This window comes from Methylobacterium sp. Leaf125, from assembly GCF_001423085.1.
GTDB lineage: Bacteria > Pseudomonadota > Alphaproteobacteria > Rhizobiales > Beijerinckiaceae > Methylobacterium.
In genome coordinates, this window is record NZ_LMNU01000047.1 from 106833 (window position 1) to 128244 (window position 21412).

Genomic DNA, 21412 nt, shown 5'->3' on the forward strand with positions numbered 1-21412 from the left:
GCGGCGAGCCCCGCCTGACCACGCGTCCTCAGCGTGCCCCGCGCTGAAGGTCGCCGTCGATAAGGAGGGCGCTCTTGCCGTCCAGGCGATTGCGGTAGACCTGCAGATTCTCCATCACCCGCTGGACGTAGTTGCGCGTCTCGGTGAACGGGATGCGCTCGACCCAGTCGATGGGGTCGACTCCGCCCTTGCGCGGATCGCCGTACGCGTCGATCCACTTCTTCACGTTGCCGCCACCGGCATTGTAGGAGGCGAAAGCGAGGATGTACGAGCCGCGCCAATCCTCCATCAACTCACCGAGATGGGCCTGACCGAGGCGGGCATTGTAGGCGGGGTCGCTGGTCAGACGGTCAGGGTCAAAGCTGGCGCTGACCCGGCGCGCCGTGCGCTGGGCGGTGGCGGGCATCATCTGCATGAGACCGCGGGCACCGACGCTGGACTGCGCCTGCGGGTCGAACTGGCTCTCCTGCCGGGCGATGGCATAGACCATCGCCTTCTCGACCAGGGGCACGGCGGCGGAGGCCTCGTAGTTCGGGATGCCGATCGTCGGGTAGGCATGGGCATCGAGCGGCAGGCCGCGCTGCACCGCGATCTTGCCGATGGCGACGAGGGCGCGGGAGTTGCGCTGCTCGGCGGCGACGTTGCCGAGCGCCTCGAGTTCGGCCGCATCCGTGAGGCGGTTCGCGCTGTCGATGTAGAGCGGCAGTGCGAGGTCGCGGATCGCTGCGGCCTCCAGCATCTTCAGGGCGCGGACGTAAAGGCGCCGGTCGAAGGCAGCCTGTTGGGCGGCGTCGAGACCGGGAATGCTGCGCAGGGACAGGCTGGAACGTCCGAGCTTCGTCCGCGCCAGCTGTCCATAATACGCGATGGGCTGGAGCGCGGCGCGCTCGTAGAAGGTCTTCGCGGCCTCCGCCTGGCCCAAGGCCTCCGCGGCGCGGCCCTGCCAATAGGCGGTCCGGGCGAGCGAGATCGGCGTCTCGGCAATCCGGGCGGCCTCGGCGAAGTGCTGCGCCGCCTTCGCCGCATCGTCCTGGAAGCGCAAGGCGATCCAGCCCGCGTGGAACTCGGCCTCGATCCGCTTCTCGACGGTGCGAGCACAGGGTGCGCGCGCCACCGCGTAGGCAGCGACCGGGTCGTTGGCATCGATGAGCTTGCGGGCGACGATCCGGCGCTCGACCCACCACTCGTCGCCGTCCACCAGCACATCGGGATGAGCGGGTGCGGTGGCGAGGACCGCTGCCGCCTCCACGAACTTGTCGTGCCGGCGCAGGTACTGCGCTCGCGACAGGATGTAGGACGAGTCGCCGCGTAGCGACGGCGGTACCGCATTGAGGGCCGCCGGTGCGGCCGAACTCTTGTCTTCCACGGCCCGACGTGCGCGGACCAGGGTCGCGTAGCTGCCCCCGGCCAGGGTCGCCGCCCGTCCAGCGCTGTCGTAATCCTCCTTCAGGAGGGCGCGCTCCATGCGGAAACGGTGGTCGATCCGGGTCAGGACCGTGGGGAAAGCCTCGAGGACCTTCGTCTCGAGGTTCCGGCCGAAGGTTTCCGAGCGCCACAGGTCGCGCACGAGAACGGCGGCGTCCTCGTCGAAGCCGTCGGCCCGGAGGGCCAGCGCCAGGACGAACTTGCCCGGCGCGCTGGCCGGCCGCGAGGCGGCGAAGAAGGCCCGCACCGTGGTGGAGTTCCTGCGTTCGGTGAGCAGGGCCTCCTCGGCGCGGCGGCGGAGCAGGGGGCCGGCCGGCCAGTCGGGATTGCTGCGCGTGAAAGCGACGGTGCGGTCGAAACCGATGCCGGCACCGGCTCGGATCGCAACCCATTCGAGAAGTGCGCGCGCGGCGGGGTCCGCGAAGGCGTCCCGCAGGCGATCACCGTCCGAAACGCGGCCTTTGCGATAGGCATCGATCGCCTGCCGCAGAGCGGGAAGATCGACGTCGGGCGCCGCTTGTGCCGCGCGGGCCGGATCCACGACCTCCGGGACGGGCGCGGCCGGTGACACGGCTGCGTCGGGCAGCGGAAAGGCGATGGCGGCCTCGGGATCAGCCGAGGCATAGGCCTTGGCCGCAGGGGGCAGACCCTGGCTGGGAGCGGCTTCCGGAGTCTTCGCCTCGATCTTGAGAGCATCGGCCGCGATGGGATCTGCGACCTTGGCCTCGGGCAAGGCGGACGAGGGAGCGACCGCGTCGCTGGCGGGGCGAAGGCTCGGCGCGTCGCCATCCAGTCCGGCGGAGGCCGCGAGCGCTCCGGCCGACACGAGGCTCAGAGCCAGCATCAGGGCTGCGCGTTGCGTCGAGAACACCATGGTTCTTCCAGTCCCATCACCGTGGACAGACCTTCAAGCTCACCCGAAGGGCATTAAGAAGGCATTAACCCCATGAACGCAGCGTTTGCGCCGGTGCGGACGAGAGCCTATGTCTGCCCGTCCGCGCGAAGCGGTGCCGCTGCCGGACAACCGGCGCATGACGAGACCGACGGCTGGGAACGCCAGGATGACCGAGACCTCCACACGACGCCTCAGGGGCGCGATGTCCGCCCTCGTGACTCCGTTCAGGGACGGCGCCTTCGACGAGGCAGCCTTTCGCAAGTTCGTGAACTGGCAGATCGCTGAGGGTATCCACGGGCTCGTTCCCACCGGCACCACCGGCGAAAGCCCGACCTTGAGCCATGCCGAGCACGACCGCGTGGTCGAGATCTGCATCGAGGAGGCCGGCGGCCGCGTGCCTGTGATCGCCGGTGCCGGCTCCAATTCCACCGCCGAGGCGGTCGAGCGCGCCCGCCACGCCGAGAAGGCGGGAGCGGATGCCGTGCTGGTGGTCACGCCGTACTACAACAAGCCGACCCAGGCCGGCCTCTACGCGCATTTCAAGGCCGTGAACGACGCCATCGGCATTCCGATCATCCTCTACAACATTCCCGGGCGCTCCATCGTCGACATGAGCGTCGAGACGATGGCGCGCCTGTACGAACTCACGAATATCGCCGGTGTGAAGGACGCCACGGCCAAGCTCGACCGGGTCAGCCTCCAGCGCCAGGCCATGGGCGAAGACTTCATCCAGCTTTCGGGCGAAGATGCGACGGCGCTCGGCTTCAACGCCCATGGCGGCCGCGGCTGCATCTCGGTGGTGTCGAACGTCGCGCCGCGACTCTGCGCCGAGCTCCAGGAGGCGACCCTGGGCGGCGACTACGCCAAGGCGCTCCAGATCCAGGACCGGCTGATGCCGTTGCACGCCAGCATGTTTGTGGAACCGAACCCGTCGCCGGTGAAGTACGCCCTCGCGCGGCTCGGCCTGATGACCGACGAGGTGCGGCTGCCGCTTCTCACCGTGAGCGCCGAGACGAAAGCGCTGGTCGACGCCGCCTTGCGACATGCGGGCCTACTCGACGCCTGAGCCAGACTGGCAAAGCAGTCCGCGCAGAACCATATCCCTCGGCCCGGTCGCGATGGCGCGACCGGCCTGACCCGACGTTGTGATGGCTCCCAAACCCGAATCGAACCGCCGCGTCGTCGCCGATAACCGCGCCGCCCGCTACCATTACGAGATCACCGACACGCTCGAGGCGGGACTCGCTCTGACGGGGACCGAGGTCAAATCCCTGCGCAAAGGCAAGGCGACGATCGGGGAGGCTTACGCCGGTCCGTCCGGCACCGATCTGATGCTCTTCAACGCGTACATCCCGGAATATGTCGAGGCGAACCGCTTCAACCATGAGACCAAGCGGCCGCGCCGGCTCTTGCTCCATCGGAAGCAGATCAACAAGCTGATCGGCGCCACCCAGCGCGAAGGCTTCACCGTCGTTCCGCTGAAGATCTATTTCAATGAACGCGGCCGCGCGAAGATCGAACTTGGACTTGGCCGGGGTAAGAAGCTGCACGACAAGCGCGAAGCCTCGAAGGAGCGCGATTGGCAGCGCGACCGCGCCCGCATCATGCGCGACAAGGGCTGAGGGCGAGGGTTATTCGCAGGGTTAGCGATCACTCCGGACGCAGAGAGCGCCCGCGGGCCTGAATGCCGACCGTTTCTCCGACAGCCCGGGTATGATCCGAGAGCGTTGAAGCGATCGACGAACAATCGCCACGACGGCGAAACTGCACCGACATTGGCCGGAACGGGGGACACGCAGTGCAGCGGTCCGAACACCCCGCCGCGTGTCGGGCGAGACGGCTCTCCCAGGCAGGGCAGTGTCGGTATGAATGAGGCCGGGCAACGTGACTGCCCGGCCTCAACGTTCCGTCTCTACCTCATGCGCCGGTTTCCCGGCGTTTCAGGGCTCGACGACCTCGTCATTTTGACGAATGCCGTAGCGGCTTTCCAGGGCGGGACTCGGTCGCGCCGATCGCTCCGGCGTCTCGCCGCGGAAGCGGGTCGCTGTGTCACCGGAATGCCGGTTGTCTGGGACGCGCGAGCCACGCTCGCCAGGATCGCGGCCGATCCGCGAGATCAGCTGCGCAAGATCCACGAATTCGTCGGCCTGCCGGCGCAGGTCGTCCGCGATCATCGCGGGCTGCGTCTGAATCGTGCTGACGACGGTCACGCGAACGCCGCGGCGCTGCATCGCCTCGACCAGGGACCGGAAATCCCCGTCGCCGGAGAAGAGCACCATATGGTCGATATGGGAGGCGAGTTCGAGGGCGTCGATCGCCAACTCGATATCCATGTTGCCCTTCACCTTCCGCCGACCCATCGAGTCGACGAATTCCTTTGCAGGCTTGGTGACGACGCGGAAGCCGTTGTAATCGAGCCAGTCGATCAACGGCCGGATGGACGAATATTCCTGATCTTCAACAATAGCCGTATAATAAAAGGCTCGAAGAAGCGCGTCTCTCGATTGAAATTCCCGGAGAAGACGCCTGTAATCGATATCGAACCCGAGCGCCTTGGTTGCCGCATAAAGATTCGCGCCATCGATAAACAAGGCGCTGCGCTGTTGTGCGCTCATGTGGTGACCCGCTTAAGAGGAGGATAAAAACGAATATTTCTCGGAGGAATGATAGACGCCACCGAAGCTGCTACTTGCTTCTCGGTCTCGTATTAAATGCTCAGAATGAGACTAAAGCAAAAAAGAACAAATTGATCGCGCAACGAAGCTTTGTGACTGAAATACCTTATGATTGTTTAAAGGCGTATCAACGCAAAAGTCAACTTTGGCCTGATATGAGGGAAATCCGACAACAATCTACGCAGGTTTATTTTCCGAATCGCAACCGCCGGCGGCGGTCGTAGCGGATTCTTCGCACGCCAGCGCTCGCGAAGCGGGATGCTGCCTTCCACGGGCGCCTCGTCGAGGGCGGGGCAATGAGCGGACGCCTTGTCACTGCGCGTTTAGCGCTGACGCCTTTTCCTCCGTCCAGCTCAGCCGTTGACGCGCTCGACTTTGTTCACCGTCCGCTTCCCACGAAGCTCAGAGATGATGGCGTTCAGGTGCTTCAGGTCCCAAACGGAGAGATCGATTACGATCTGCGTGAAGTCCTGCGTCTTTCGCTTCATCGAGACATTGTCGATATTGCCGTCATGATCGGCGATGACCTGGGCGATCTGTGCGAGGACGCCCGGCTCGTTAATCGATTGCAGGGCGAGGCGCGCCGGAAAGCGTTCGCTCGTCCCGGCCTCGACGTCCCAGCGCACATCAAGCCAGCGGTCGGGCTCGTTGTCGAAGTCGGCGAGGGCCGCCGATTGGATCGGGTAGATCGTGACGCCGACGCCCGGGGTCAGAATGCCGACGATGCGGTCGCCCGGGACGGCACCACCGATGGGCGCGAAGCTGACCGGCAAGTCGCTGTCGAGACCGCGAATCGGGATTCCGTCCGAGCGGCCATGCTCCGCGCTTCTCCCTTCCGGGAACGTCAGGCGCATGGTCTGATCCTTGGCCAGGCTGAGGCGCCCCGCTCCGTCGGTCGAGGTCGGCTGCGGCAACGGTGCCGGCGCGCCGCGACGCTCGTCCTTGTGGTCCGGATAGACAGCCCGCACGACGTCACCCGAGAACATCTCGCCTCGTCCGACGGCGGCGAAGACGTCTTCGGTGCTCTGCCGGGCGAGACGGGGCAGCGCCCCGCGCAGCTTGTCCTCCGAGAAGCTCTTGGCCGCCCGCTCGAAGGCACGATCAAGGATCTGGCGCCCCAGGCCGGCATATTGGCGCCGGACAGCCGAGCGCGTCGCACGCCGGATCGCGGAGCGCGCTTTGCCGGTGACCACCAGGGATTCCCATGCTGCCGGGGGGGATGCGCCGTCCGAGCGCGCGATCTCGACCTCGTCACCGTTGACGAGTTCGTGCAGCAGCGGCGCCATCCGGCCGTTGATCTTGGCGCCGACCGCCGTGTTCCCGACATCCGTGTGAACGGCGTAGGCGAAGTCGATCGGGGTCGCGCCGCGGGGGAGGGCGATCAGGCGTCCTTTCGGCGTGAAGCAGAATACCTGGTCTTGGAAGAGCTCGAGCTTCGTGTGCTCCAGGAATTCTTCCGGGCTGTCGCCCTCGGCCAGAAGTTCGATGGTGCGACGCAGCCACTGATAGGCGCCGCTCTCGGTAGCCAGGCGGGGATGCCCGCCGCCAATATCGTCCTTGCCGCCGCTCTCCTTGTAGTGAGCATGGGCGGCGATACCATATTCGGCGATCTCATCCATCGCGGCCGTGCGAATCTGCAGCTCGACGCGCTGGCTCTTCGGGCCGATCACCGTGGTGTGAATCGAGCGGTAATCGTTCTGCTTCGGCGTCGAGATGTAGTCCTTGTACCGGCCTGGGACCATCGGCCAGCTGGTGTGAACGACGCCGAGAGCACCGTAGCAATCGGCCAGGGTCTCGACGACGACACGGAAGCCGAAGATGTCGGACAATTGCTCGAAGGCGACCGACTTGCGCTCCATCTTGGCCGAGATGGAGTAGGGTCGCTTCTGCCTCCCCGTGACGACGGCCTTGATGCCCTGCGCGGCGAGCTTGGCGGTCAGATCGTGCTCGATGCTTTCGACGAGGCGTTCCGATTTGGCGGAAAGATCGGTGAGCCGCTGGTCAATGGTGGCGTAGATCTCCGGCTTGAGGTTGCGGAGCGCGAGATCCTCGAGTTCCTCGCGCAATTCCTGCATGCCCATGCGTCCGGCGAGCGGCGCGTAGATGTCGAGGGTCTCTTGTGCGATCCGTTCGCGCTTGTCCGCCCGCATGTGATGGAGCGTGCGCATGTTGTGCAGCCGGTCGGCGAGCTTGACGAGGAGCACGCGGACGTCGGCTGCCACCGCCAGGAGCAGTTTTCGAAAATTCTCTCCCTGTGCCGCCCGCTTCGACACGAGGTCGAGGCGCTTCAGCTTGGTCAGCCCGTCGACGAGGGCACCAATCTCGGGACTGAAGAGTTCGCGGATCTCGTCGAGGGTGGCAGCCGTATCCTCCACCGTATCGTGCAGCACGGCTGCCACGATCGTGGCGTCGTCGAGCCTAAGGTCCGTGAGGATCGCGGCGACTTCGAGGGGGTGAGCGAAGAAGGGGTCGCCCGAGGCCCGCTTCTGGGTGCCGTGGGCGCGCATGGCATAGACGTAGGCGCGGTTCAGCAGGGCCTCGTTCGCGGCGGGATTGTAGCGCTTCACCCGCTCGACAAGTTCATATTGGCGCATCATCCGCCGAAGGACCCTTTCACGCTCGACAACCCCGGCATCGGGACCGCTCCCCTGATGTGTCCCGCATCGCACGCGGGCACGCCAGCCCCACGGCGTCGCATCAGCGGCAAATCCGGGCTTCCGGGACGAAAAAACCCGGCGCGGCGGCCGGGTTCTTTGTCAGTTCACGTCGGGCGGGAGAGGCTTACTCGGCCTCGTCATCCGTCTCGGTGGGCGGCGCCAGGTTCTCGAGGCCGCGCAGGAGGTCTTCCTCGCTCATGCGATCGAACTGAACCGCGCCGTCGTCGCTGGACGAGGGCGGCGCCACCGCGGCAGCGGCCGGCGAGCTCGACAGCAGCGGCACGGTCTCGGCCTCCGGCTCGTCGACCTCGACGTACTTCTGCATCGAGTGGATGAGCTGTTCCTTCAGGTCGTCCGCGGTGATCGTCTCGTCGCCGATCTCGCGCAGGGCGCAGACGGGGTTCTTGTCGCGGTCGCGATCGATCGTCAGCGGCGCGCCGGCGGCGAGCAGGCGCGCGCGGTGGCTGGCCAGCAGAACCAGCTCGAAGCGGTTCTCGACCTTGTCGATGCAGTCTTCAACGGTGACGCGAGCCATGGCGGACGGCTCCTTCCTCGGACGGAATTTCTGGGCTGAGCTCGCCTCATACACCCCTTGGCGCCGGGCAACAAGCGCTGCGGCAGGTCTATCCCGTTGCGCACGTTCGACGATCCTCCGGCAATCCCCTGTCGAGGTCCCGCATAACGCCTCAGCGACGCGGGGCGGCGGCACGGTGTAGAAGATCCAAGCGCGGCGGTTCCTCGGCCGGGCCAGGGGGATCGTCCAACCATGACCACGCCACTCAGTCGTCGCAGCCTGCTCGGCTGTGGATGCCGGCTCGGGGCCGGGTGCTTCGCGGCCACCGCGCTGCCGAGCCTCGCCTTCGCGGCAGCGCCCTCGACGAAGAAGACGACCCTGACTGCCGACCAGGCGCTGGAGGCCCTGAAGGAGGGCAACCGCCTCTACCAGACCGACAGTCCCGTGCGCGCCGTCCAGGGCCGCGAGCGCCGCATCGAGATCGCGCTGGGACAGACCCCTTTCGTGGTGCTGGTGAGCTGCTCCGACTCGCGCGTATCGCCGGAGATCCTGTTCGGGCGCGGCCTCGGCGAGCTCTTCATCGTGCGCAACGCCGGCAACTGCGTCGACACCGCCGCCCTGGGGTCGATCGAGTACGGCGTCTCACAGCTCGGCGTGCCGCTGGTGCTGGTGATGGGTCACAGCCGCTGCGGTGCGGTGGAAGCGGCGATCGATGTGGTCAAGAACAATACCGTGTTTCCGGGCTCGATCGGCCGAATGATCGAGCCGATCGTCCCCGCGGTGCTGTCGCAGCGCGACAAGCCGGGCGACTTCACCGAGAACTGCGTCCGTGCCAACGTCAACCGGGTGGTGGAGCGCCTGCGCAGCGCTTCCGAGCCGTCGCTCCTCGACCCGCTGAAGGTCGGCAAGCTGCGGATCGTCGGGGCGTCCTACAGCCTCGATTCAGGCACGGTCGACTTCTTCAACGAGGGGTAAAAGCGCCGAGCCTCGCTGCGGTGCCATGTTGACACAGGGGGCGGGCGGTGCGACTGCGCCGCCCTTCCTGTCCCGGGCCGAGCCTCTCGGGGCGACCCGGCGAGACGAGGACTTCCACATGGCGCGCGCTTGCATCTTCCCCGGACAGGGCAGTCAGGCCGTCGGCATGGGACGGGCGCTGGCCGAGCACTTCCACCAGGCCCGCGACGTGTTCGCCGAGGTCGATGAGGCCCTGGGCCAGCCGCTCTCGCGCCTGATGTTCGAGGGGCCGATCGAGGAGCTGACGCTCACGGCCAACGCCCAGCCGGCCCTGATGGCCGCGAGCCTTGCGACCCTGCGGGTGCTGGAGGCCGAGCGCGGCCTCGACCTGAAGCGGGACATCGCCTGCGTCGCCGGCCATTCGCTGGGCGAGTACACCGCGCTGGCCGCCGCCGGCACCTTCTCCATCGCGGATGCCGCCCGGCTGCTGCGCATCCGGGGTACCGCCATGCAGGACGCGGTGGCTCCCGGGGCCGGGGCCATGGCGGCCCTGATCGGGGCCGAGGCCGAGACCGCGCAGGCGATCGCCGCGGAGGCCGCCGAGGGCGCGGTCTGCGAGGTCGCCAACGACAATGGCGGCGGCCAGGTGGTGCTCTCCGGCGACAAGCCCGCGGTCGAGCGGGCGGTGGCCCTGGCCCAGGCGCGCGGCATCAAGCGCGCGATCCTGCTCAACGTCTCGGCCCCGTTCCACTGCTCGCTGATGGCTCCCGCCGCCGCTCGTATGCAGAGAGCACTTGTCGAGGTCGCGATGCACAGCCCCGTGGTCCCGGTCTACGCCAACGTGCTGGCCGCGCCCCTGACCGATCCGGCCCGGATTCGCGAGGCGCTGGTCGCCCAGGTCACCGGAACCGTGCGCTGGCGCGAATGCGTCGCCGCCATGGCGGCCGAGGGGGTCGACCAGTTCACCGAGATCGGCACCGGCAAGGTGCTCACCGGACTCGTCAAGCGGATTGCCGCCGGCGCGTCGGCGAGCGCGGTCGGCACACCCGACGACATCGCCGCGTTCCCCGCCTTCGCCTGAACCGCAGGCGCCCGAATCACAGGACAGTCCATGTTCGACCTGACCGGCCGCAAGGCCCTTGTCACCGGCGCCACCGGCGGCCTCGGCGGCGCCATCGCCCGGGGCCTGCACGCGCAGGGCGCGACCCTCGCCATCTCGGGCACCCGCCAGGCGGCCCTGGAGGCCTTCGCGGCGGAGCTGGGCGGCGAGCGCGTCCACCTCGTGCCGGGCGACCTCTCCGACAAGGCCTCGGTGGAAGGCCTGGTGCCGGCGGCGGAGGCGGCCCTGGGCGGCCTCGACATCCTGGTGAACAATGCCGGCATCACCCGCGACAACCTCGTGCTGCGCATGAAGGACGACGAGTGGGACGCGGTGATCGCCGTCAACCTGTCGGCGGCGTTCCGGCTCTCGCGGGCCGCCGTGAAGGGCATGATGAAGCGCCGCCACGGCCGCATCGTGAACATCGGCTCGGTGGTGGGCGCCACCGGCAATCCGGGGCAGGTCAACTACGCCGCCGCCAAGGCCGGCCTCGTGGGCATGACCAAGGCCCTGGCCGCCGAGGTCGCCACCCGCAACCTCACGGTCAACTGCATCGCCCCCGGCTTCATCACCTCGCCGATGACCGATGCCCTGAACGACAAGCAGCGCGAGGGCATCCTCGGCCGCGTCCCCATGGGGCGGCTCGGCACCGGCACCGACATCGCCGCCGCCACGATCTACCTCGCCTCCGACGAGGCCGCCTACGTCACCGGCCAGACCCTGCACGTGAACGGCGGCATGGCGATGTATTGACGATCGCGCCTGCCCCCCCCGGGATGCATTCCCGTGTATTCCGGGGCGGAGGAGGATCAAGACCGTCGAACGTCGCAGCGGCGCACCGACCAAAAAACAGGCGATTGGCTCGAAAAGGCCACACCGATGAACGGGTTGTGAACAGCCTCTCGCCAGCGTCGGAACCCTGTGTTAACACCCCGGCTGCCGTGCGAGGGGGGTGCCGATTCAGCGTGTTGCGGATGTTTGAAAAACGTGGGTCACGGACTGGACAAGTGCGGTGACTTGCCCGAAACGCGCGATCGAACACACCGGCCGCTCAATCTGAACAGTCAGTCCCGAGGACGGGACGGCGGCCACGGCACCTTCACCGACCTTCCACCAGCAAGACTCTTCACCAACAAGATCCTTGCACCATCACGACCTTGAAGAGCTAAGGACCAAGACCGATGAGCGATATCGCTGAGCGCGTGAAGAAGATCGTTGTCGAGCACCTCGGCGTTGAGCCGGAGAAGGTGGTCGAGGGCGCGAACTTCATCGATGATCTCGGCGCCGACAGCCTCGACACCGTCGAGCTCGTGATGGCGTTCGAGGAAGAGTTCAACGTCGAGATCCCCGACGATGCCGCCGAGACCATCCAGACGGTCGGCGACGCGGTGAAGTTCCTCGAGAAGAACTCCGCTTAAGGCCACGGGTCGTGCGTCAGCGGGGTCCGGTGAAACGGACCCCGCGCGCCATTCGTTGTGATGACAGGACCGGTTCGGGATAGCGCGATGCGTCGGGTAGTGGTGACGGGCTTGGGGATGGTGACGCCGCTGGCCAGCGGGGTCGAAGCCACCTGGAGCCGGTTGATCGCCGGCGAATCGGCAGCCAAGGTCGTGACGGCGTTTCCCGTCGACGACCTCGCCTGCCGCATCGCGTGTTCCGTGCCCTTCGGCGACGGAAGCGACGGCAGCTTCAATCCCGACACCTTCATGGAGGTGAAGGAGCAGCGCAAGGTCGACCCGTTCATCGTCTACGCGATGGCGGCGGCCGGCGAGGCCCTGAACGACGCCGACTGGCATCCGACCTCCTACGAGGACCAGTGCGCCACGGGCGTCATGGTCGGCTCGGGCATCGGCGGCATCGGCGGCATCTACGACGCCTCGGTGACCCTGCACGACAAGGGCCCGCGCCGGATCTCCCCCTTCTTCATTCCCGGCCGCATCATCAACCTGGCCTCCGGCCAGATCTCGATCGCGCACGGCCTCAAGGGCCCGAACCACGCGGTGGTGACGGCCTGTTCCACCGGCGCCCACGCCATCGGCGACGCGGCCCGGCTGATCCAGTTCGGCGATGCCGACGTCATGGTGGCGGGCGGCGCCGAATCGCCGGTGAACCGCCTCGCGCTCGCGGGCTTCGCGGCCTGCCGCGCCCTCTCCACCGGCTTCAACGACGATCCGACCAAGGCCTCGCGTCCCTACGACCGCGACCGCGACGGTTTCGTCATGGGCGAGGGGGCCGGCGTCGTCGTGCTCGAGGAGTACGAGCACGCCAAGGCCCGCGGCGCGAAGATCTACGCCGAGGTGATCGGCTACGGCCTCACCGGCGACGCCTACCACATCACCTCGCCGGCCCCGGACGGCGACGGCGCCTTCCGCTGCATGAGCGCCGCCGTGAAGCGCGCCGGCATCCAGGCCAGCGATCTCGACTACATCAACGCCCACGGCACCTCGACGCCCATGGGCGACGAGCTGGAGCTGAAGGCCGTGGAGCGCCTGCTCGGCGACCACGCCGCCAAGGCCTCGATGTCCTCCACCAAGTCCTCCATCGGCCACCTGCTCGGCGCCGCCGGCTCCGTAGAAGCGATCTTTTCGATATTGGCCATCCGCGACGGCGTCCTGCCCCCGACCCTCAACCTCGACAACCCCTCCGTCGAGACCGCGATCGACCTCGTGCCGCACGAGGCCAAGCGCAAGCGGGTGGATACGGTGCTGTCGAATTCGTTCGGATTTGGTGGGACGAATGCGAGCCTGGTGATGCGGCGGGTGGATTAATCAACCGCTTTTCAATCGGTTGTACTGCATCTCTCACTTACAAATCGCACTCGTTTCTGACGAATTGCGTTCATCCTGCTAGATGCTCTTCGCCCCATTGGTGAGCCTTTACCTACCATTACGCGATATCTACCCAAAGTGCTCAGCAGCCGATCAACTGCAGCTTCTGCTTCAATTCTGCTGTTGCTTTGTATAGCCAATCCATATGCATTGCTTATTTCTGTATGAAGTTTTCTCGGCGAATGTATTTCGTCGCCTTTCACAACTACACCAGTAATAGTCACTCTTCTGTATCCCGTAAAATATTCAAGTTTGTGACTTTTAAGTCCATTTGACCTAGTTAAATCTCTAATCCGACTGACAAGCGGACCGGGAATAAATTTACCGGATATAACAATATCATCAACCCATAGCGAAATTCGCAAGCCACGAGCACTGCACTCTTCGGCTATGGCGTTGAACATACGTCGATGAACCAGTGTTGCAAGAACAGGGGTTAGAGGCGAGCCAAAAGAGACAACATCATCGATTGTTGCGATGTGGACTAGCAAACCTGCGACGTCATCAGACATACGCATATCGTATTTTGCCCACCGGAAGACATGCTCGCTTGAAGTAGAAGGGTAGAATTGCTTGATATCAAGCTTCAAATATTGGGTTTGCCCAAGATGGAAAACCGCATTTGATCTTTGATTACGTCCTTTTCTTGGACTGTATAGATATGCCGGTTGAATAATTTTGTTGAGATGGAACTTGAGCTTTTCGTGGACAGATCTGAATTTACCAAATGGGTAAACAAGCCTGCGTTTCTTCCCATTTATCTCCGCATCACGACGAATAATATACTGCTTTTTGTGGTCTATAAGGCCCCGTAATTTGGATTTACTGAGGCCAACCAGTTCAGCAAATTGCTTTTGGGTTGGCTTTTGGTACAGCGGTGACGCCTCAAGTTCGTATCGATCAGAACGGTGACTAGGTTCTTTCCGTTTGATCGTCATGAGGCTTGATCATTTCCAGGATTTTGAGTACCTTTTCAGCAATAATCAACTTGCCGCGACGACCTATAGGCTGATCCTCTATTTCTTCAGCAAAAAATAAAAGCTGAGACATTTTAATTTCAAGTTTTTCACTATATTTTTGAAGAATATCTAGCGTCACATTTTTCCTAGATGCTTCAATTTCGGAGATAGTGGACTGAGAAATTCCCAGTTCATTCGCCAACTCAATCTGCGAATAACCGCAGTAAAGGCGGAGCAATCGAAGTGCTTCATTAATCAAGGGGCGTTTGCTCATGGTGTGGCTGTCCCGAGGTCGCCGTTCACTCGCGCAATGAAAAAAGCTTCATGACGAGATGTGCCAACTGTCCGATCACGACGATTGCCTTGAAGATCGACAACCAGAATCGAAAAGAGAAACGACGCTGCCGCTGGCGAGGGTTCTTGCTCATGGGGTACTCCGCATAGCCGGCCAGCGAGATACTGACCCCCGTAGGCTGACGGAGTTCTGTTCAGAAGCGTTTGAACCTCGGGATTGCCGCGCCCGGCCCCGGGCGGGCGCGGCACGGCGCCGCCCCCGCTGAGGCCGAAGGAGGTAGACGAGAGGATTAACCTCTCACAGGGCTCGAAGCCCCAGCTGGTGACGAGTGCAGTATGAACAACCATCGCCCAGTGAACCTATCGAAGCACATATGAGATGACAAGATAAAAAATCGCACAGAGCGATATTTCATCTTGTTCGCTGGAAACGCGTGGCTGCTTGCGCAGGATTCCGCCACAAAACCCACCAAGTTCGCGCGCCAAAATGCTCGCCCCGTGCGCCCACCCCCTCGACTCCGACGCGCGGACTCCCCAACACTTCGGCGGCGGCCGGGGCGGGGACCTGAGGCCCGAACAGGATGTCCATGTTCTTCCGCAAACGCCCAGATCCGGCGCAGACGCCGGTGCTCTCCGACGAGCCGGCCCTGCCCAACCGTCTCTCGCCTCGCAGCCCGAGCGAGGCGATCAAGCCCACGGCTGCGCCCCCGCCGCCCGACCGTCCGGTCCGTGAGCGCGGCGGCCTGCTGGCCCGCATCTCCGGCCTGCTCACCGCCTCCGTGGTGCTGGCCATCGCCGTGATGATCGGCGTGACCCTGTTCGAGCGCCAGACCAAGGAGGCGGGTCCGCTGCCCGCCGACAAGGTCGTGGTCATCCCGCCCCGCAGCGGCACCACCGAGATCGCCGAGGCGCTCTCCCGCGAGGGCGTCATCACCCACACCGCCCTGTTCGAATGGGCCGCCCGCTTCTCGGGCAAGGCCCTGAAGGCCGGCGAGTACACCTTCAAGGCCCATGCCAGCATCGGCGAGGCCATCGACACCCTGGCCTCCGGCCGGCAGGTGCAGCACGCCATCACCTTCCCGGAAGGCTTGACCTCCGAGCAGATCGTGATGCGCCTCAACGACAACGACGTTCTCACCGGCGACATCAACGAAATCCCGCCCGAGGGCTCGCTGCTGCCCGACACCTACAAGTTCGAGCGCGGCGCCACGCGCCAGCAGATCGTCAACCTGATGCGCGCCAAGCAGCGCGAGGTCCTGAACCAGATCTGGCTGCGGCGCTCGGCCGAGATCCCGGTGAAGACGCCGGCCGAGATGGTGACGCTGGCCTCCATCGTCGAGAAGGAGACCGGCCGGGCCGACGAGCGGCCCCGGGTCGCCGGGGTGTTCGTCAACCGCCTCAACAAGCGCATGAAGCTGCAATCGGACCCGACCATCGTGTACGGGCTGGTGGGCGGGCGCGGCACCCTCGGGCGCGGCATCCAGCGCGCCGAGATCGAACGCGCGACGCCCTACAACACCTACGTGATCGAGGGCCTGCCCCCGGGCCCCATCGCCAATCCGGGCCGCGCCGCCCTGGAGGCGGTGGCCAACCCCTCGCGCACCAAGGACCTGTTCTTCGTGGCCGACGGCACCGGCGGCCACGCCTTCGCCGAGACCCTCGAGGGCCATTCCCGCAACGTCGCCCGCTGGCGCCAGGTCGAGCGCGCCCGCCAGACCCCGACGCCGGACGCGGTGGTCGACAAGGCCGACCCGCCGGGCGCCTCCGCCGTCCCCGGCACCGCCTCGGCCTACGCCCCCGACGGCACCAACATGGCCGCCAGCCCCGACGGCCCCGGCGGCCGCGTGAAGGCCTTCGACGCCTCGGAGGGCACCCGCCTCGACCCCCTGCGCAACAAGACCTTCGACCTGAACTCGCCCAAGACCGTGCCGGTGCTGAAGCAGCCGTAGGGGAGGGAGGCGTCGAACCGAACGCGAAGTCAGCCATGATCCTCTCCAGCATGACGGGCTTTGCCCGCGCCGCCGGCACCACCGGGCCGGTCCAGTGGGCCTGGGAGGTCCGCAGCGTCAACGGGCGCGGGCTCGACGTGCGCCTGCGGGTGCCGAACGGCTACGACGCCGTCGGGGAGGTCGCCCGCAGCGCCCTGCAGAAGAGCCTGGCGCGGGGCCAGTGCCAGCTCTCCCTCAACCTCACCCGGCCGGAGGCCGCGCCCCGCGTCCGGATCAACGAGGCGCTGCTCGGCCAGCTCGCCGCCGCCATCGCGCGGGTGCCCCGGCCCGAGGGGCTGGCGCCCGCCACCCTCGACGGGCTCCTGGGCATCCGCGGCGTCATCGAATCCGACGAGGAGCCGGGGGCCGAAGCGGAGGCCCTGGCGCACGACCTCGCCGCGGGCGTGGTCCGCCTCGTCGCCGACCTCGTGGAGGCGCGCCGCGCCGAGGGCCGGGCCCTGCGCGGGGTCATCGAGGCCCAGCTCGCCGAGATGGCCCGGCTCACCGCCACCGCCGAGGCCTGCCCGGCCCGCAAGCCCGAGGCGGTGAAGGCGCGCCTCGCCGCCGCCGTCGCGACGCTGCTGGAAGCCGGACACCTCGATCCCGACCGCCTGCACCAGGAGGCGGTGCTGCTCGCCGCCAAGGCCGACGTGCGCGAAGAGCTCGACCGGCTCCAGGCCCACTTCGCCAGCGCGGCCGAGCTCCTGGCCGCCGGCGGCGCCATCGGGCGCAAGCTCGACTTCCTGGCCCAGGAGCTCGGGCGCGAGGCCAATACCCTGTGTGCCAAGGCGAATGACATCGCGCTGTCGCGGATCGGACTCGACTTGAAGGCCGTGGTGGAGCAATTCCGGGAGCAGGTTCAGAACGTCGAGTAGGTTTTTTCAGCGATGCGGGACGCTTTGACGATGGAGGCCGGGGTGATCGCGCGGCGCGGGTTCATCCTCATCCTGTCCTCGCCCTCCGGCGCGGGAAAGACGACCCTGACCCGGGCCGTGGCCGCCGACCCGAAATGGGGCCTCGACCTCTCGATCTCGGTGACGACCCGGCAGCGCCGCCCCTCCGAGATCGACGGCAAGCACTACCAGTTCATCGACCGCGAGGCCTTCGACGCCCTGCGCAGCGCCGACAACCTGCTCGAATGGGCCGAGGTCCACGGCAATTTCTACGGCACCCCGCGGCGCCCGGTGGAGAAGGTGCTGGGCGCCGGCCGGGACATGATCTTCGACATCGACTACCAGGGCACCCGACAGGTGCGGGCCAAACTCGCCGACGACGTGGTCACGGTGTTCATCCTGCCGCCGTCGCTGGCCGAGCTCCGCCACCGCCTGGAGCGCCGGGCCGAGGATTCCCCCGACACCATCGAGAAGCGCCTCGCCAACGCCCGGCTGGAGATCCAGCGCTGGAGCGAATACGACTACGTCATCGTCAACGACGACCTCGACGACGCCTTCCGCTCCCTGGAGGGCATCCTCATCGCCGAGCGGCTGAAGCGCGCCCGCCGCACCGGCCTGACCACCTTCGTCGAGGGCTTGCTGGCTGAGCCCGACTGACGCGCGGGTTGCCGCAGACAGGAACGTTCGTCGCGCGACGGGGGTTGGCCCGCGATTCCGGTGGTCGGGGTCGAGAGGCGCGAACCCGAGAGCCGTCGCGATGCGCGAGAGATCCTGTGACATCGCCGTGATTGGCGCCGGCACCGCCGGCCTCGCCGCCTTCCACGCCGCCCGGGACGGCGGCGCCGACGCCGTCCTGATCGAGGCCGGGCCCGGCGGCACCACCTGCGCCCGCGTCGGCTGCATGCCCTCCAAGCTGCTGATCACCGCCGCCAACGCCGCCCACGCGGCGCGTCACGCCGGAGTCTTCGGCATCGACGCCGGCCCGGTGCGGGTGGACGGCCGGCGGGTGATGGACCGCGTCCGGCGCGAGCGCGACCGCTTCGTGGCCGGCGTCCGCGCGGGCGTCGACGCGTTGCCCGCCGAGGCCCGCATCGCCGGCCGCGCCCGCTTCACCGGCCCCGACACCCTGGCGGTCGACGACCACACCACCCTGCGCGTCCGCGCCGCGATCGTCGCCACCGGCTCGAGCCCGGCCATTCCCGAGCCCCTGCGCGATCTCGGCGACCGGCTGCTCACCAGCGACACGGTGTTCGAGATCGCCGACCTGCCGGCCTCCCTGGCGGTGCTCGGCGGCGGCGCCGTCGGCCTCGAACTGGCCCAGGCCATGGCCCGCCTCGGCGTGGCCGTCACCCTGTTCGACCCCGGCACGCACCTCGCCTCCCTGCGCGACGACGGCCTCGCCGTGACCGCCCGCCGGCTCTTCGGGACCGAGATGACCCTCCACCTCGGCAGCCGGGTCACCGAGGGCGAGCGCGACGGGGAGGGCGTGCGCCTGACCTGGACCGACGCGAGCGGGACGCCCGCGACCGGCACCTTCGCGCGGGTCCTCGCGGCGGCCGGGCGTCCGCCCAATGTCCGGCATCTCGGCCTGGAGGCCGCCGGCCTCGCCCTCGACGAACACGGCCTGCCGGGGTTCGACGCCCGCAGCCTGCTCTGCCACGACGGCCCGGTCTTCATCGCGGGGGACGCCAATGCCGACCGCCCGGTGCTGCACGAGGCCGCCCGCCAGGGCCGGATCGCCGGCGCCAACGCCGTCCGCCTGATCGCCTCCGGCCGCATGGCAGTCGAAGCGCCCCGGCGCTGGACCAACCTCACGATGGTGTTCACCGAGCCGCAGGCGGCGAGCGTCGGGGCGCCCCACGATCCCGCGGACGCGTCCCGCGTCGTCGGCACCGTCGATTTCGGCGACCAGGGCCGGGCGCGGATCATGGCCGAGAATGCCGGCGGCCTGCGCCTGCACGCCGATCGCAGCGGCACCCTCAAGGGGGCCGAGATGTTCGGACCGGCCTGCGAGCACCTCGCGCAGTTCCTCGCCCTCGCCATCGCGGACGGGCTGACCGCCGGCGCACTCCTCGACCGGCCGTTCTACCACCCGACGGTGGAGGAGGGGCTGAAGACCGCCCTGGAGGCGATCGTGGCGGCGCTCGACCCATGAGCCGGGACCGCGCGCGAGGCCTTGCGTCCGTCAGACCGGCGTCATCGCGGCCGCGGCGGCCACCCGGCCGCGATGGCTCGTCACCGTATTGCCCACCGAGGCCACCACGATGCAGGCGATGGCCAGCCACTCCGTGGGGGTGAGCTGCTCGCCGAGGATCGCGAGGCCGGCGAGGGAGCCCACGGCCGGCTCGAGACTGAGCAGGACGCCGAAGCTCTGCTTCGACAACCGCTTCAGGGCGACCATCTCCAGCGTGTAGGGCAGGGCGCTCGACAGGGCCGCCACCGCGAGGCCGAACCCGAGCATCGCCGGCTGCAGCAGCAGGGTCCCCGCCTTCGCGATGCCGAACGGCAGCACGACCAGGGCCGCCACCGACATGCCGAGGGCCACCGCCCGTCCGCCGTGGAGATGGCCGACGCGCTGGCCGAAGACGATGTAGAGCGCCCAGCACAGGGCCGCGCCGAGGGCGCAGGCGACACCGACGGGATCGAGGCCGGTGGAGAGGTCGCCGACGGGCAGCAGCAGCGACAGGCCGAGGATGGCGCAGCCGATCCAGGCGAAATCGATTCCCCGGCGCGAGACCGCGAGGGCGAGGGCCAGCGGCCCGGAGAATTCGATCGCGATGGCGAGGCCGAGCGGGATCGTGCGCAGGGAGAGGTAGAACAGCAGGTTCATCGCGCCCAGCACGCCCCCGTAGCGCAGCAGGGCGCCGCGGTCGGCGCGGCTGGGACGCAGGCGCCAGGGCCGCCAGATCGCCACGAGCATCAGCGCCGAGAGGCCGACCCGCAGGGCGGTCGTGCCCTCCGCACCCAGGATCGGGAACAGCTGCTTGGCGTAGGAGGTGCCGACGCTGAGCGAGACGATGCTGCCCAGGAGGGCGGCGACGGGAAGCAGCGTGGCGGCGAGGCCAGCGGGCCTCGAAGATCCTTGCGGTGCGGGCGCCATGGTGCGTTCGTCAGGCCGCCGGCGGCAGGATCATCGCCCGCCGGGCTTCCAGGGCCTGCCAGAGCAGCAGGGCGGGAAGACCGAGGACGATGTCGGGCACGCGCTTGATCAGCGACAGGGCGAGGGCGGTTCCCGCATCGATGCCGAAGAGGCTGCCAAGCAGGACGAAGCCGCCCTCCTGAACGCCGAGACCGCTCGGCACCGGGAAGGCCGCCGACTTGATGGCCTGGCTCAGGGCCTCGATCACCATGACTTCGGTGAAGCTCACAGAATCGACGCCGATGCAGGTGAGGGCGATCCAGATCTCCAGGGCTCCGAGCCCCCAGGCGGCGAGGTGCAGCAGGACGGACGCCGCGAGCGTCCCGCGCCGGCCCGGCGCCCAGACGGCATCGAGCGCGTCGTAGACGCTGCCGCCCAGCGGCGACGGATCGACGGGGTCGCCACGAAAGACTCGGCGCAGGGCCTTGACCACCTTGCCCCCGGCTGCCCGCGCCGCGGCGCTGCGCTGGACCGCCAGGAACGCCGCCAGCAGGAGGGCGGTGACCGCGAGGGCGCGCAGGACCCAGGTGGCCAAGGCCTGCGCGGCCTCGCCGCCGACCTGAAGCAGGAGGCCCACCCCCGCCAGGGCGAAGACCGCCTGGGTCCCGGCCTGAAACAGCATGTCGACGAGGATCGAGGCCGCCGCCAGGGTCCCGGTGGTCCCCCAGAAGGTCAGCAGGCGCCCGCCCACGACGTCGCCCCCGACGGAGGCCACCGGCAGCAGCACGTTGATGCCTTCGCGGACGAGGCGCAGCAGCACGAAGGCTCCGGTCCGGGCCTGTCCCAGTCCCGCGAGCCCCTGGATGACGCAGCCCCAGGCGAGCCCGCACAACAGGATCACTGACACCCGCACCAGCACGATGGCCGCGAGGCCTCCGGGACCGACCCGGCCGAAGGCGTCGGCGACGGCTGCGAGATCGTTGGTGGCGATGAGCCAGACGCCGAGGCCCAGGCCGAGGAGGGTTCCGACCAGGGGAAGGCGTCGCAGGACGCGGCGCCCGAGACGCGCCGGCCAGGATGGCGCAGGAGCGGGGCGTTCGGCGATCCGGGTCGTCGCGAAGCGCGGATCGTCAGGCATCGGACCCGTTCCGA

General features: G+C 67.4%; 20 protein-coding genes. 11 read left to right on the plus strand and 9 right to left on the minus strand.

Annotated features, from left to right (window positions below):
- Nucleotides 1-28: 28 nt before the first annotated feature.
- Nucleotides 29-2299 (minus strand): lytic transglycosylase domain-containing protein, encoded by a 2271-nt coding sequence (locus ASF58_RS22565; RefSeq protein WP_055957953.1) that lies wholly within the window; start codon nt 2297-2299, stop codon nt 29-31.
- A gap of 187 nt (nt 2300-2486) precedes the next feature.
- Between ASF58_RS22565 and dapA the strand changes: the two genes are divergently transcribed.
- Nucleotides 2487-3386, plus strand: coding sequence for a 4-hydroxy-tetrahydrodipicolinate synthase (gene dapA, locus ASF58_RS22570; protein WP_055957956.1), 900 nt, complete (start codon nt 2487-2489; stop codon nt 3384-3386).
- Nucleotides 3387-3468: 82 nt separating this feature from the next.
- Entirely contained in the window at nt 3469-3942 is a 474-nt protein-coding gene (gene smpB, locus ASF58_RS22575; RefSeq protein WP_055957959.1) for an SsrA-binding protein SmpB, read from the plus strand.
- 318 nt (nt 3943-4260) lie between these two features.
- Here smpB and ASF58_RS22580 read toward each other — a convergent pair whose 3' ends face one another.
- From ASF58_RS22580 to rpoZ, 3 genes are all read right to left on the minus strand, one after another.
- The gene (locus ASF58_RS22580) at nt 4261-4935 is read right to left on the minus strand and encodes an NYN domain-containing protein (RefSeq protein ID WP_055957962.1); all 675 of its coding nucleotides are present in this window, start codon (nt 4933-4935) and stop codon (nt 4261-4263) included.
- A 413-nt stretch (nt 4936-5348) separates the two neighbouring features.
- Nucleotides 5349-7592 (minus strand): bifunctional (p)ppGpp synthetase/guanosine-3',5'-bis(diphosphate) 3'-pyrophosphohydrolase, encoded by a 2244-nt coding sequence (locus tag ASF58_RS22585; RefSeq protein WP_055957965.1) that lies wholly within the window; start codon nt 7590-7592, stop codon nt 5349-5351.
- Nucleotides 7593-7776: 184 nt separating this feature from the next.
- A complete protein-coding gene (gene rpoZ / locus ASF58_RS22590) occupies nt 7777-8187 on the minus strand; it encodes a DNA-directed RNA polymerase subunit omega (protein ID WP_055957968.1) in 411 nt (136 codons plus the stop codon).
- Between the two features lie 231 nt (nt 8188-8418).
- Here rpoZ and ASF58_RS22595 point away from each other — a divergent pair, with 231 nt between their 5' ends.
- The 5 genes from ASF58_RS22595 to fabF all read left to right on the plus strand — a co-directional run bounded on the left by ASF58_RS22595 (nt 8419) and on the right by fabF (nt 12987).
- Nucleotides 8419-9141, plus strand: coding sequence for a carbonic anhydrase (locus ASF58_RS22595; protein WP_055957971.1), 723 nt, complete (start codon nt 8419-8421; stop codon nt 9139-9141).
- Between the two features lie 118 nt (nt 9142-9259).
- Nucleotides 9260-10201: an ACP S-malonyltransferase gene (fabD, locus tag ASF58_RS22600; protein ID WP_055957974.1), complete on the plus strand. Its 942-nt coding sequence runs from the start codon at nt 9260-9262 to the stop codon at nt 10199-10201.
- Between the two features lie 30 nt (nt 10202-10231).
- On the plus strand, nt 10232-10972 hold the full coding sequence (fabG, locus tag ASF58_RS22605) for a 3-oxoacyl-[acyl-carrier-protein] reductase (RefSeq protein ID WP_055957977.1): 741 nt from the start codon (nt 10232-10234) through the stop codon (nt 10970-10972).
- 428 nt (nt 10973-11400) lie between these two features.
- Complete coding sequence (locus ASF58_RS22610; protein WP_018044468.1) at nt 11401-11637, plus strand: acyl carrier protein; 237 nt, start codon at nt 11401-11403, stop codon at nt 11635-11637.
- Between the two features lie 87 nt (nt 11638-11724).
- Nucleotides 11725-12987, plus strand: a complete 1263-nt coding sequence (gene fabF, locus ASF58_RS22615) for a beta-ketoacyl-ACP synthase II (protein ID WP_055957980.1) — start codon at nt 11725-11727, stop codon at nt 12985-12987.
- An 11-nt stretch (nt 12988-12998) separates the two neighbouring features.
- Here fabF and ASF58_RS25435 read toward each other — a convergent pair whose 3' ends face one another.
- From ASF58_RS25435 to ASF58_RS27570, 3 genes are read right to left on the minus strand one after another with little or no spacing between them, the layout of a single operon-like run.
- Nucleotides 12999-13985, minus strand: a complete 987-nt coding sequence (locus ASF58_RS25435; RefSeq protein WP_082513267.1) for a reverse transcriptase family protein — start codon at nt 13983-13985, stop codon at nt 12999-13001.
- The gene (locus ASF58_RS25440) at nt 13960-14280 is read right to left on the minus strand and encodes a helix-turn-helix transcriptional regulator (protein WP_082513254.1); all 321 of its coding nucleotides are present in this window, start codon (nt 14278-14280) and stop codon (nt 13960-13962) included. The genes ASF58_RS25435 and ASF58_RS25440 overlap by 26 nt, the downstream gene beginning before the upstream one ends.
- A 25-nt stretch (nt 14281-14305) precedes the next feature.
- Nucleotides 14306-14434, minus strand: coding sequence for a hypothetical protein (locus ASF58_RS27570; protein ID WP_280137572.1), 129 nt, complete (start codon nt 14432-14434; stop codon nt 14306-14308).
- Nucleotides 14435-14887: 453 nt separating this feature from the next.
- On the opposite strand from ASF58_RS27570, the gene mltG reads away from it, so the two are divergent.
- The 4 genes from mltG (at nt 14888) to ASF58_RS22635 (ending at nt 19336) form a co-directional block, all read left to right on the plus strand.
- Nucleotides 14888-16249 carry an endolytic transglycosylase MltG gene (gene mltG / locus ASF58_RS22620; RefSeq protein ID WP_055957983.1) on the plus strand — a complete coding sequence of 454 codons (1362 nt, stop codon included), beginning with the start codon at nt 14888-14890 and terminating at the stop codon, nt 16247-16249.
- Nucleotides 16250-16284: 35 nt separating this feature from the next.
- Nucleotides 16285-17163, plus strand: coding sequence for a YicC/YloC family endoribonuclease (locus tag ASF58_RS22625; protein WP_055957986.1), 879 nt, complete (start codon nt 16285-16287; stop codon nt 17161-17163).
- 12 nt (nt 17164-17175) lie between these two features.
- Nucleotides 17176-17838 carry a guanylate kinase gene (gene gmk / locus ASF58_RS22630; RefSeq protein WP_055957988.1) on the plus strand — a complete coding sequence of 221 codons (663 nt, stop codon included), beginning with the start codon at nt 17176-17178 and terminating at the stop codon, nt 17836-17838.
- Between the two features lie 100 nt (nt 17839-17938).
- Nucleotides 17939-19336 (plus strand): dihydrolipoyl dehydrogenase, encoded by a 1398-nt coding sequence (locus ASF58_RS22635; protein ID WP_055957991.1) that lies wholly within the window; start codon nt 17939-17941, stop codon nt 19334-19336.
- 30 nt (nt 19337-19366) lie between these two features.
- On the opposite strand, the gene ASF58_RS22640 is transcribed toward ASF58_RS22635, so the two are convergent.
- Nucleotides 19367-20281 (minus strand): EamA family transporter, encoded by a 915-nt coding sequence (locus tag ASF58_RS22640; RefSeq protein WP_055957994.1) that lies wholly within the window; start codon nt 20279-20281, stop codon nt 19367-19369.
- A gap of 10 nt (nt 20282-20291) precedes the next feature.
- Nucleotides 20292-21398, minus strand: coding sequence for a lysylphosphatidylglycerol synthase domain-containing protein (locus tag ASF58_RS22645; protein ID WP_082513256.1), 1107 nt, complete (start codon nt 21396-21398; stop codon nt 20292-20294).
- Between the last annotated feature and the right edge of the window lie 14 nt (nt 21399-21412).